This is a genomic window from Nocardia sp. NPDC101769, assembly GCF_044766925.1.
In the GTDB taxonomy this organism is placed as follows: Bacteria; Actinomycetota; Actinomycetes; order Mycobacteriales; family Mycobacteriaceae; genus Nocardia.
In genome coordinates this window covers 243,935-255,967 of the sequence record NZ_JBIWMX010000007.1, presented here as the reverse complement: position 1 = coordinate 255,967, position 12,033 = coordinate 243,935, and the positions used below count along the sequence as shown (strand labels likewise).

Here is a 12,033-nt window from a genome sequence, read left to right as displayed (position 1 = left end):
TCGCGCATGGCGATCAAGCGGCTGTCGGCCACCGACGGCGTCTGGCTGTCTCTCGAATCACCCGATATGCCCATGCATGTCGCATTCCTGCTGGAGTTCACGGTCCCGGACGGGGATGCGGCCCGCTTCGTCCGGCGCTGGCGCGCACAGGTCGTCGCGCCGATCGCGATGCCGCAGCCGTGGAATCTGGTGCCGGTCGGCGGTCCGCTGACCCGCCTCGTGGCCCTCATGCGTGAAGCCGCCGAGGTCGACCCGGCCGACCACATCCGGACCTGGCAGCTGCACCGGCCCGGCGACCGCCGCGAACTCGTCGAGCTGGCCGCCCGCATCCACCGCGACCAACTCGATATGACTCGGCCGCCGTGGGAGATTCACCTGGTCGAGGGCCTGGCGCCGGACCGCTTCGCCCTCATTCTGAAGGTGCATCACAGCCTGTTCGACGGTGCGTCGCTGATGCGGTTGTTCACCGACACCTTCTCGACGGATCCGGCCGACCGGGACACACCGAACCTGTTCACCGTCGGCCGCGTGAATCCTGATGCACCGCAGCGTGTTCGGTCCGCGAATCGGTGGCGGGCCATGCTTGCGACGCTGCGCGGCGTGCTCGAACTGGTACGCGGCATCGGCGCGGCGGGTCGCGACGCCCTGCGCCGTGCCCGCGGCCGGATCCCGGCGCAGCGCGCCTACCAGCAGCCGGCGTCCATCTTCGACGGACCGATCACGGGCCGCCGGGACCTGTCCCTGCGCCGCTACGACCTGGACCGGTTCAAACGGCTGGCCAAGGCTGCCGACTGCACGGTCAACGACATCGTGCTGTATCTGGTCGGCACGGCGCTGCGCGACTACCTGACCGCACACGCCGAACTCCCCGCTCGCCCGCTCACCGCGGGTGTCCCGGTGGACCTGCGGGAAGGCGACGACGATCGGGTGGGTACCCGCGCGGGCATGATGTTCACCGCGCTGGGCACCGATATCGCCGACCCGGCCGAGCGCCTCGCTGCGGTCCGCGCGGCGATCCGCGCCGCGAAGCAGGAGATGGCGGGCCGCCCGGCCAATGCCGTCATCGGCTACGGCCTGGCCGTCACCCTGCCGTGGATCATGGGTCTGACCTGGGGTCGCGCCAACACCCCGGCCTCGCATCCGATGGGCATCTCCAATGTTCCCGGACCGCGAAATCCGCTGTACTGGAACGGCGCCCGGCTGGAGTCGCTGTACCCGATCTCACTGCTCATGCACGGCAACCCGTTCAACGTCACCTGTGTGGGTTACCTCGACGCGCTGCACTTCGGCGTGCTCGGCGCCGCCGACAAGCTGCCGGCGATGGAGTACCTGACAGACGGTCTGGACGCCGCCCTCGACGAGCTGACCGACCTGCTGTTGCCCGCCGAGGAACGAGCCTTGCCGTCGGCGGGGTGAGGCGAAAATACAACGCTCCCGGTCCATTCCGGACCGGGAGCGTTGTGATGTCCTGGTGAGCCGACCGGGACGGCAATGCGTCATCGGATGGGGAGCGGTATCAGGATGGGAGAGCGGACAATCCGCCGATCGATTTCACCCACTCCACATAGCCATCCAGCCCATCGCGCAGGGAAATCGTGGGGGCATAGCCGAAATCACGCCGCGCCGCGGTGGTGTCGTAGGTGTTCGACACCGTGAGCGCGGCGACCGTCCAGCTGGACAGCGGGGGAGCGATGCGCGACTGCAGTCCGGGGATCTTCCAGATGGTGTCGAAGACCGCGATGACGCCGTCCAGCACCGGTTTCGGAATGGTCCGGGTCGGTGGTGTCAGGTCGAAGGCGGTCGCCAGGTCGCGGGCGAAGCCCCACAGGTCGACGTCCTCGGCGTCGGCCAGGAAGTAGGGCTTCCCGGCCACCGCGTCGGACCGCGACGCCTGCACGCACGCGCGGGCGGCGTGCTCGCAGTGGGTGATCGACGCCAGCACCGGCTCGCCGCCCGACAGGTCGGGCAGGCGGCCGGAGCGAATCTTGTTCAGCAGCAGCGTCATCCATCCGCCCGAACGCGGCCCCCAGATCATCCGGGGACGCAGCGCGCAGGTGGTGAAGTCGGGTCCGTCGGCCGCGAGCACTTCGCGCTCGGCGATCGCCTTGGTTTCGACATAGTAGCTCTTGGGGTTGCGCACGTAGGGTTCGGATTCGTCGATGCCGAACCGGTCGCGATCGTATTCGGTGGCCACACTGGGGCTGCTGACGAAGACGAAACGTCCGGTGCCCGCGGCCCGCGCGGCATCCATCAGCCGCCGGGTGCCCTCGACATTGGCCTCCCAGAACTGGTCGCGGTGGCCGGTCTCGGCCACCCGGCCCGCACTGTGGTGCACCACGTCCACTCCCTTGCAGGCCGCGGCGAGCGACTCCGCGTCGCCGAGGTCGCCGTGCACGATCTCGACCTCGGGCAGCGAGCGCAGATAGCCGAGATCGCCGGTGGGGCGGGCGAGTACGCGCACCTCGTCGCCCGCCGCCAGGGCCTGGTCGACGATGTGGCTGCCGAGGAATCCGGTGCCGCCGGTGACGAGGACTTTCATCGCTGGTTTCCTTCACTGTCGTAGCCGAGGCGGGTGGCGGCCCAGCCGGACAGCGCCTCGCGGCCGATCTTGGCGTTGTGCCGGATGTCGACCGGGAAGCCGTCGTGCCGCAGGAAGGTGCGGATCGGCGCGGTAATCTCGCGGGATTCGGCCAGCAGCCGCAATTCCCGCTCGATGCGGGGGCTTTCGTCGGGATCGGCGCCCGCGCGCGGCTCGTAGCAGAGCACCGGCACCTGCGCGCCGGCCCGGCCGACGCCGACCAGCGCGCTGCGGTGGACATCCGGGTGGGTATTGAAGATCTGTTCACACTGCACGGTGAACAGGTCCCGGGCGGCGGTGCGCACCCGCTGGGAGATGCGGCCGCAGAACCACAGTCGGCCGTCGGTGTCCTGCCAGGCGAGGTCGCCGATGCGGTGCCAGCGGCGCAGCGTGCCGTCGGGGAGCCGTTCGTCGATCTTGGCTCGCGCGTCGGCGGCAGGGTTGCCGTGGTAGCGCTGACTGACCTGGGGTCCGGCAGCGACGATCTCGCCGATCTCGCCGGGTGCGACTTCCAGATCATCTGTCCAGCAAGGGATTTCGTCATCGGTGATGCGAATGATCCGTACTCGGGTGTCGCTATCGGACTCCGGCAGTACCCGTCCCACACAGGTGCCCGCTCCGTCCTGGGTCCGCTCCCGCAGCGCTTCGAGCTCCGACCACTCCAGGGTGGTCAGCGGAAGCGCCTCGGTCGCACCGTAGGTGGTGAAGACCCGGGCCCGCGCGCCGAGCGCGTTCCGCACCGCGGCCAGCGCCGCTAGATTCGCGGGCGCACCCATCGAAATGACCGTGGTGAGGCTGGGCAGTTCGATTCCGGTACGCCCCAGGTAGTCACCGAGGGGGCCCAGCAGGGCGGGCGAGGCGGTCAGGTCGGTGATCCCGAAGCTGCGGGCCACCTCCACGAGCAGCGCGGGATCGGCCTGCGACACTTTCACCGGATCCACCGGCCCGAGCACCACGTGCGCGCCCTGCAGTAGATCGAACAGACCGAACAGCGGCACCGTCGCCAGCGAGACGAAACCGTCCGCGCGATCGTGCAGATCGGTGACGACCCGCAGGGACGCGGCGAAGCCCGCACGGGTGAATTCCACTCCCTTGGCGGGGCCCGTGCTACCGGTGGTGAACGCGATCATCAGCAGATCCTCGGGCGCATGGGCCACCGCGACGGGCTCGCCCACACTGCCGTGGTCGCCCAGCTGCGCGAGTGTGTAACCGCCCCAATAGGAGCGAGCGCCCGTCGTGACGTGCACGCGCACCGTGCGGAAGGTGCGGCGCGCGACGATCCGGATCAGGTGAGCCTCCGGAACGCCGATGAACGCCTGCGCGCCGACGCTGCGGAAACAGTGCAGCATGCGATTCACGCCCATGCCCGGGTCCACCACCACCGGCACCGCGCCCACCCGGAACAGCGCGAAGATCACCGCGAACAGATCCGGGTCCGGCCGGACCATCACAATCGTCTTGACACCCTTGGTGATTCCGATCTCGGTAAAGGCGCGCGCGTAAGCGTCGATCCGCTCACCGAGTTCACCGAAGGTCAACGCGTCGAAGGCCGCGACGCCGCCCGCCCGGCCCGGCAGCCGGGTCTGATAGCTGACCGCGGGCAGCCCGGCGTACTTCTCGATCTGGCGCGCCAGCACCAGATCCGGATCGTCGAGTACCGCGTTCACGCGGCCCCTTCCACCCGGTAGCGCACGCACCCCGCCATCGGACCCGAACCTGCCGCCAGGAACACCAGTTCCGCGCCCGGCGTCAGTGCACCCTGCTCTCGAAGTTGGTGGTAGGCAATGGCCAGGCCCGAGCTGCCGGCGTCGCGGTCGCCGGTCATCGCCTGGTAGCCGCGGGCGAATCCGAATTCCGCCGCGAGCCCGCTCGCCAACCCGGGCACCGGGTTGTTGGTGACCAGAACGGTATTGCCCGTGACGATTTCGGGCTGCTCGGCCAGATAGCCACGCAGCGTATCGGCGGCCGTCGCGGTGATCACGGTGTCGTAGTCCGGTGCGACCTCGACCGTAATCGTCTGCTGCCCAGCATTTCCCATGGCTTTCAGATCCAGATATCCGGCGATGCCGGGATTCGTGCCCGCCGCCCTGCCACGCACCGGGGAAATGCGTAGCGGGCCGAAACCCGTCTCCCGATCCACGCCCTTGCTCAGCAGCCAGGCCGAGCCGACGGTCGCGTATCGGAAGTCATTCGACTGGTGGGCAATTCCGCCAGGATGCGCATCACTGCCGACCACCAGCACTCGTTGTGCGGTGCCGTTGGCCAGCAGCGCGGTCGCCGCGTGCACGGCGTTCAGCACCCCGCACGCGCCATTGCGCAGGTCGAAGGAGAAGGTGGAGCGGCCCGAGCCCGCCTCGTAGTCCAGATGCATCGCCAGCCCGAGCTGGATGAGTGCGGAGTTCGCGGGCTCGACCACATTGCCGTCCCGGTAGACGCCGACATTCACCAGCACGTCGATATCGCCGGGTGCGATGCCGGCCCGCTCCAGGCATTCCCGGCCCGCGGCCACGGCGTGGTCGATGGATCCCGCGGTGGCCGGGGCGGCGCTGATCGCGGATTGCTCGATGACAACAGACATGCTCATCCCACCAGAGAATCGAGTGTGGCCGACATGACGCCGAAGATCATTCCGGAGGCGGTCGGCACCACGCAGATCTTGGAACCCTTCGGTATTTCGCCCCGCGAAATGTAGTCGTATATCGCGAGGAAATGCGTGCTGGCACCAGTATTCGCGTATTTGTGCACGGTCGCCAGCCGCGGCGGCATCTCCGCCTCGTGGATCTTGCCGCCGGATTCGGCGAGCTTCTCGGTGAAGGCCACGCCGAGCTGATGGAAGACGATGAAATCGAACTTCTCGTCGGCGAAGGTGGTGCCGCGCTTGATGAGCCGATCGCGGTGCAGTTTCGCCCAGGTTTCCCGTCGCGGAGCCGCCTGCATGGTCATATTGTCGGTCAGCATGATCATGTTCTCGGAGGCGTCGCTGGGTTTGGCGATACACAGCGGCGAGAACTCGGCGCAGGTGATCATGTCCACGTAGTGGATGCGGTCGTGCTCGTCCTCGGCCCGGTCCACGATCACCGCGACGGCGGCGTCGGCCAGGGTGAGCGCCGGGAACTGCAGATCGCGCGCGTCCTTCGCCTCGGCGAGCGCGCCCTCGGTGACCGGGGAGATGATCTCCGCGGTCACCACCATGCCGGTGCGCACCAGACCGGCGCGAATCATGTTCTCCAGCAGGTAGATAGCCGTCATGGTGCCACCGCAGGCATTGACGACGTCGTAGCCCATGGCATGGTCCGCGCCGATCCGGCGGGCGATCTCGTGGGCGGCGGCGGGTTCGAACACCATGTGAAACCCGTCGTGCACGGTGGTACCGGCGCTGATGATCACATCGATGTCGGCGGCCTGGTATCGCGAGCGCGCCAGGCAGTCCTGCGCGGCGCGGGCGCCGAGGGAGAGACTGTCCTCGCCGGCCGACCGGTCGACCATGCGCCGGGTCCGGATTCCGGTGATCCGTTCGACTTCGAATTGCCCGCCGCTCGACATGCGGGCCAGTACTTCATCCGTGGTGTATTCGCGCTGGGGCAGAGCGGCTCCCAGCGCGCCGAGGCGCGCGGCACTCACAATCGTGACTCCCGAGAGTAATGGGATGGAGGGAACCGGCGAATGGGCCGTCCCGGTGAATCGAACGAGGCGAACATTGACTCGGTTCGGATTCCACGGACGCTAGAGACGACCGCCATACGGTGTCAAGGCAACTCGGTCCCGAGAGCGACAGATGTCACCCGCAGGCCGCGTCATATCGAATGCCACTACACCCGAGAAACCAATCGCGACAACACATTTTGGCTCCGGAGACAAAGACGAAAGTCCGGTTGCGACCGCACGGAATTACTGGTTACTCTGACCGAAACCGGCACCCCTCCGGCAATCGATAATCGGGCCATCGCCCGCAATTACCTTGATTCCGCGCGTCGTCGCGCGATCCGGCACGCCAGATTTGGAGCACCTTCGCGATGACATCCACCGCCACCGTTACGCCGATCGCGCACCGCGCGGCGCCCACCGCGCCCGGCGCGCTCCCGCTGCTCGGGCACTGGCCGCGGTTCGGCCGCCGGCCATACCGATTCCTGTCCACGCTGTCGGCTGTGGGACCGGTTGTGCGCGTGCGGATTCCCGGTTACGACACCTACGTCGTCACCGATCCCGAGCTGGTCCGCGAGGCGTTCGTGGCGCTCTCCGACCAGGGGCTGATGATCGAACGTGCGGAGGCGCTGCTGGGCGAGGGCGTGACCGTGCTCCAGGGGCAGCGGCATCGGCGTGAACGGCGCATGATCGCACCGGCCTTCGCGAAGGCCCGGATCGCGCGCTACGCGGCGGTCATGACGCGGCTCGGAGCGGAGCGCGCCGCGTCCTGGCGCAATGGCGATTTCCTCGCGGTCAATGAGCAGATGCACGATCTGGCGCTGCGCACCGTGGCCGGATCGCTGTTCACCGGCGAACTCGGTTCCGAGACAGCCGAACACATTCACCGCCTGCTGCCGCCGGTCATGACCCTGCTCTCCCGGCGCGTCACCCGGCCCGCCTGGATCGACCGGCTGCCGCTGCCGGGCAATCGCCGGTTCGACCGGCTGGTGGTGGAGATGAAGGCGGCCACCGGCACCATCATCGCCGCGTATCGCGCCGAACTGGCGGCGGATCCCGACCTCGATCACGGCGATCTGCTCGACACGTTGCTCAAGGCCCGCGACGAATCCGGGGGTGCGCTCACCGACTCTCAAGTGCACGACGAGCTGATCAACTTCCTGGTCGGCGGCACCGAGGCCATCGGGGCGACGCTGGCCTGGGTGTTCCATGAGCTCGGGCAGAATCCCGAGGTGGAGGCTGCGTTGCACGCCGAGGTGGATGCCGTGTTGCGCGCGGATGGAGGCACCGACGTGAGGGCTGCGGAGTTCGGCGACCTGGCCGAGCTCGAGGTCACCAAGCGCATTGTGCTCGAGACGCTGCGCAAGTATTCGCCGTGGCTCACGGTCCGGCACGTGCCCACCCGCTATACCCTCGGCGATGTCGAAATACCGGGCGGCAGCATGCTTTTCGTCTGTCCAGTGGCAGTGCACCGAGATCCCGCCGTGTACCCCGATCCGCAGCGCTTCGACCCGGATCGCTGGCTGCCGGAGCGGATGGCGGACCTGTCGAAGGGCGCGCACATCCCGTTCGGCATGGGTGCCCGGCAATGCCCGGGAAATGTGTTCGCGCTCACCGAGATCGCCCTGCAGGTGGCCACCATCTGCGCCCGCTGGCGACTGCGGCCCGTGCCGGGTATTCCGGTGCGGGAGACCGTGATCGGTGCGCTGGTACATCCGGAGAAGCTGCTCATGCGGGCGGAGGCGCGCTGACCGTGGTGGAATTCGCGCTGCGCAGGCATCGTGCGGTACTGATCGTCGCCGCCGTGCTGGCGGTGCTCGCCGGGCTGGCGGGCACCACGCTGTTCGACAAGCTGCAGGGCGGCGGATACTTCGACCCGAGTGCGGAATCCAGCGCCGCCGCCGATGTGCTGCGCGACCACTTCGGACAGGGTGCGCCGAACCTGGTCTTGCTGGTGGACACCGGGCGGACCGTCGACGACAACGACTCCGGGCGCGCCGCGACGGCCCTCGTGCGGCGGCTGGAGGCCGAATCCGATGTCTCCGGGGTGATGTCCTACTGGACCTCGGGACACCTGCCCGCGCTGCGCGACAAGAGCGGCCGACAGGGCCTCATCGTCGCCACGATCATGGGCGACGAGATGCGTATCGACCACCGGATCGCCGATCTGGCACCGGAATTCGCCGGGACGCACGACGGGATCGAGGTCCGGGTCGGCGGGTACGCGATGATGATGCATGAAACCGTGCGGCAGGGGCAGCGAGACGTGGCCGCGGGGGAGGGCGTGGCGTTTCCGCTGACCCTGATCGCGCTGCTCGTGGTCTTCGGGACCGTGGTGGGTGCGGCGCTGCCGCTCATCACCGGAACCGTCACGACCTTGCTTACCGTGGGTGTGCTGTGGCTGGTGGCCGAGTTCACCGAATTATCGTCCACTGCAACCAATGTCGCCTCACTGCTAGGCCTCGGTCTGGCGATCGACTACAGCCTGCTGATCGTCAATCGGTATCGCGAGGAGCTCGCCACGGCGGCCGATCCGCGCGCGGCGCTGGTCACGACCATGGGCTCGGCGGGGCGGACCGTGGCCTTCTCGGCGCTGACCGTGGCCGTCGCGCTGTCGTCCATGCTGATCTTCCCGCTCCTGGCGGTGCGGTCGATCGGGTACGCCGGGATTGCCGTGGCGCTCACCGCCGCCGTGGTCTCGCTGACCGTCTTGCCCGCGATTCTGCTGGTGGCGGGCGATCGGATCGACAGGTTCCGGATCGGTCGGAAGCGGTTGTCCGGCAGCGACTCCCGGGAGCTGGACCAGGGCTTCTGGCATCGGCTCGCGACAATGGTCATGCGGCGGCCGATTCCGGTCACCACCGTCACGGTGCTGTTGCTGCTGGCGCTCGGGCTGCCGTTCCTGCGATTCCACCCCGGCTTTCCGGACTATCGGTCCATGCCCGCCGGTTCGTCCGCGCGGCAGGTGGCCGAGACGGTACAGCGCGATTTCGATGCCGCCGAGCTCAGCGGATTGTTCGTGGTGCTGCCGGACAGTAAGACCGGGCTCCCCGATTACGCGGCGGCGCTGTCGTCGCTCGAGAATGTCGCGCGCGTGGATACCGCGACGGGAAGCTACATCAGGGGCACGCTCGCGATACCCGCCACCGAGGTCCATCACCGGTTCGAAACCGACAATGCCGCTTACCTTTCCGTGGTGCCAACTGCCGCGGACCCCGGGACCGCGGACGCCGTCATCCGCGCCGTACGTGCCACCCCGGCACCGTCGCGGGCGCTGGTCGGCGGAGTGGACGCGGCCAATATGGACGCCATCCACGCCCTGACCGCGCGATCGCCCTTCGCCCTGGGCTATGTACTGATCGCCATGGCGCTGCTGCTGTTCCTGCTGACCGGCAGCGTGCTCGTACCGGTGCTGGCGCTGATCCTGAGTGCGCTGAGCCTGACCGCCACCTTCGGCGCACTGGTGTGGATCTTCCAGGAGGGCAGGCTGTCCGTGCTGCTCGGGTTCACCCCCACTGGCGACCTGTCGGCGGTGGTGCCGGTCATGCTGTTCGCCGTCGCCTTCGGGCTGGCCATGGACTATCAGGTCTTCCTGCTGGCCCGTATCCGCGAGGAGTACGAGAACACCGGGGACGCAACGGCATCGGTCGCGATCGGACTGGAGCGGATCGGCCGCATCGTCACCGCGGCCGCCGTCCTCATCTCCATCGTGTTCCTGGGCTTCCTCGCGTCCGACATCACCTTCATGAAGGCATTCGGCATCGGCCTGCCGTTGGCTGTGCTGGCCGACGCCACCGTGGTGCGCGGATTCCTGCTCCCGGCGACACTGCGACTGGGCGGGCGGTGGACCTGGTGGGCTCCGCAACCACTGCGCCGCTTGCATGCCCGATTCGGGCTGCGCGAAAGCAGCGCTGCACCCGCCGAAGTCGCGGCCGTCTCCCCCTGACGATTCGCCGCCCATCACTACTTCTCATTCACGAACCGAGGTGTCCACATGTCCGAATCCCCCTCCGGCCCCGACCGTTACTACGTTGCCATCATCGGCACCGGATTCAGCGGTCTGGGTGTGGCGATCAATCTCCGCCGCCTCGGCATGGACGACTTCGTCATGCTCGAGCGGGCCGACGCCATCGGCGGCACCTGGCGGGACAATGTCTATCCCGGATGCGCGGTCGATGTGCCCTCAGTGCTGTATTCGTATTCGTTCGCACCGAATACGGAGTGGACGCGCCTCTACGCGCCTCAGCCCGAGCTGCGCGCATACACCGAGGCGGTAGTGGATCGCTTCGACCTGCGACGGCACGTTCAGCTGAACAGCGAAGTGGCCGATGCAGATTTCGACGAAGACGCCGCGGAATGGGTGATCCGGCTGAGCGACGGCCGGACGGTGCGGGCGCGTGCCGTCGTCATGGGGTATTTCTCACTGCACACCGCCGCCATCCCCGACATCCCCGGCCGCACCGAATTCACCGGCCCGCAAATGCATTCGAGCACATGGGATCGGGACTTCGAGCCGGCCGGCAAGCGCGTCGCCGTGGTCGGTGCGGGCGCGAGCGCCGTGCAGATCGTGCCCGCCCTGGCGCGCACCGCCGGAGGGGTTGTGTCCTTCCAGCGCACCGCCGCCTGGGTGCTGCCCCGCGGCGATCGCCCCATCCCGCCGGCGGTCCGGACCCTGTTCCGCCACATCCCACCGTTGCGACTCGCCGCCCGCGGCTTCGTCTTCGCCTTCCTGGAGGCGCTGCACTTCGCCGAGTTCCATCCCCGCCTGGTGCGACTCTACGAGCGAATCTGCCTGGCCGCCTTGCGGCATCAGGTTCCCGATCCCGAGATTCGCCGAAAGCTGGTCCCCGACTACCGTTTCGGCTGCAAGCGCCCGATGGTGTCCGACGAGTACTACGCCGCCTTCGCCCGGCCCACCGTCGACCTCGTCACCGAAAAGATCATCGAGATCACCCCCACCGGCCTGCGCACCGCCGACGGCGCCCACCACGAAGTAGACGCCATCGTGTGGGCCACCGGCTTCCACGTCCAGGACTCCATCGCCCGCTTCCCCGACTTCCGCACCGAAACCACGTCCACTCGAAAGAAATTCACCGCGGACGGCTTCACGGCCTACCGCGGCATAGCCTTCGCCGGCCTTCCCAACCTCTTCGCCGTCACGGGCCCCAACACCGCCCTGCCGCACACCTCCCAATTCCTGGCCATCGAACCTACCGCCCGCCTCATAGCGCGCATCATCAGCCACATGCACACCCACGCCGTTCCCCGCTACACCCCTGCGCAATCCGCCGAACGCGCCTGGGTGTCCCGAGCCCGCACTCTCCTCAGTACCCGAATCTGGTCCACCGGCGGTTGCACCAGCTACTTCGTAGACCCCGAAGGCACCAACACCCTCACCTACCCGGGCGGCACCTGGACCCTCCGCCGCGACCGCCGTCACCTCCGCCTCGAGGACTGGCAGCATGTCCGACCGTGACCACGCTCACCCTGGTGAGGGGCGTGCGGAGCTGGTCGAGATCCATCCCGGCACGCCACCGGGCGAGATGTGTGCCTCGGCGGCCCGGTGACCGGTGGACGTGGGAGCGGCCATTCGTTGCGGCGCGGGTGTGGACAAGCTGGTAGGAGTGCTCGGTGATACTGCGCCGCAACAACTCTCACGCACCCGATTCCATTTCGCAGCGACGGCCAGCCCATCCTCCAGAGATGCCGGCTCCGGCTCCGAGGTTGCTGAGGCGACGGCCCGCCCGTCGAGTATCGGGTGGTCGAACGGCCGACCAACGACCTCCTGTCAATCGTGAAATATGGACTGCCTG

General features: G+C 68.0%; 8 protein-coding genes. 4 read left to right on the top strand and 4 right to left on the bottom strand.

What is annotated here, in order from left to right; genetic code table 11:
- The first annotated feature begins 6 nt into the window (after positions 1 to 6).
- Positions 7 to 1,416 carry a wax ester/triacylglycerol synthase family O-acyltransferase gene (locus ACIRRA_RS14950; protein WP_402767568.1) on the top strand — a complete coding sequence of 470 codons (1,410 nt, stop codon included), beginning with the start codon at positions 7 to 9 and terminating at the stop codon, positions 1,414 to 1,416.
- A gap of 100 nt (positions 1,417 to 1,516) precedes the next feature.
- Here the strand turns inward: ACIRRA_RS14950 and ACIRRA_RS14945 are convergent, their stop codons facing one another.
- Genes ACIRRA_RS14945 through ACIRRA_RS14930 form a run of 4 tightly spaced genes read right to left on the bottom strand, consistent with a single transcriptional unit; the run spans position 1,517 to position 6,199 of the window.
- Positions 1,517 to 2,539, bottom strand: a complete 1,023-nt coding sequence (locus tag ACIRRA_RS14945; RefSeq protein ID WP_402767566.1) for an NAD-dependent epimerase/dehydratase family protein — start codon at positions 2,537 to 2,539, stop codon at positions 1,517 to 1,519.
- Positions 2,536 to 4,245 carry a fatty acid CoA ligase family protein gene (locus ACIRRA_RS14940; protein WP_402767564.1) on the bottom strand — a complete coding sequence of 570 codons (1,710 nt, stop codon included), beginning with the start codon at positions 4,243 to 4,245 and terminating at the stop codon, positions 2,536 to 2,538. Before ACIRRA_RS14940 ends, ACIRRA_RS14945 begins: the two co-directional genes overlap by 4 nt.
- Positions 4,242 to 5,162, bottom strand: coding sequence for a hypothetical protein (locus ACIRRA_RS14935; protein ID WP_402767562.1), 921 nt, complete (start codon positions 5,160 to 5,162; stop codon positions 4,242 to 4,244). The genes ACIRRA_RS14940 and ACIRRA_RS14935 overlap by 4 nt, the downstream gene beginning before the upstream one ends.
- Positions 5,159 to 6,199, bottom strand: a complete 1,041-nt coding sequence (locus ACIRRA_RS14930; RefSeq protein ID WP_357011780.1) for a 3-oxoacyl-[acyl-carrier-protein] synthase III C-terminal domain-containing protein — start codon at positions 6,197 to 6,199, stop codon at positions 5,159 to 5,161. Before ACIRRA_RS14930 ends, ACIRRA_RS14935 begins: the two co-directional genes overlap by 4 nt.
- A 392-nt stretch (positions 6,200 to 6,591) precedes the next feature.
- On the opposite strand from ACIRRA_RS14930, the gene ACIRRA_RS14925 reads away from it, so the two are divergent.
- From ACIRRA_RS14925 to ACIRRA_RS14915, 3 genes are read left to right on the top strand one after another with little or no spacing between them, the layout of a single operon-like run.
- Complete coding sequence (locus ACIRRA_RS14925; RefSeq protein ID WP_402767560.1) at positions 6,592 to 7,971, top strand: cytochrome P450; 1,380 nt, start codon at positions 6,592 to 6,594, stop codon at positions 7,969 to 7,971.
- A 2-nt stretch (positions 7,972 to 7,973) separates the two neighbouring features.
- Entirely contained in the window at positions 7,974 to 10,166 is a 2,193-nt protein-coding gene (locus tag ACIRRA_RS14920) for an MMPL family transporter (RefSeq protein WP_402767558.1), read from the top strand.
- Positions 10,167 to 10,214: 48 nt separating this feature from the next.
- Positions 10,215 to 11,696 carry a flavin-containing monooxygenase gene (locus ACIRRA_RS14915; protein WP_402767556.1) on the top strand — a complete coding sequence of 494 codons (1,482 nt, stop codon included), beginning with the start codon at positions 10,215 to 10,217 and terminating at the stop codon, positions 11,694 to 11,696.
- Positions 11,697 to 12,033: the final 337 nt, after the last annotated feature.

Coding starts and splice junctions, on each gene's coding strand:
- ACIRRA_RS14915 (WP_402767556.1), top strand. CDS start 10,215: ATGTCCGAATCCCCCTCCGGCCCCGACCGTTACTACGTTGCCATCATC.
- ACIRRA_RS14935 (WP_402767562.1), bottom strand. CDS start 5,162: ATGAGCATGTCTGTTGTCATCGAGCAATCCGCGATCAGCGCCGCCCCG.
- ACIRRA_RS14945 (WP_402767566.1), bottom strand. CDS start 2,539: ATGAAAGTCCTCGTCACCGGCGGCACCGGATTCCTCGGCAGCCACATC.
- ACIRRA_RS14950 (WP_402767568.1), top strand. CDS start 7: ATGGCGATCAAGCGGCTGTCGGCCACCGACGGCGTCTGGCTGTCTCTC.
- ACIRRA_RS14925 (WP_402767560.1), top strand. CDS start 6,592: ATGACATCCACCGCCACCGTTACGCCGATCGCGCACCGCGCGGCGCCC.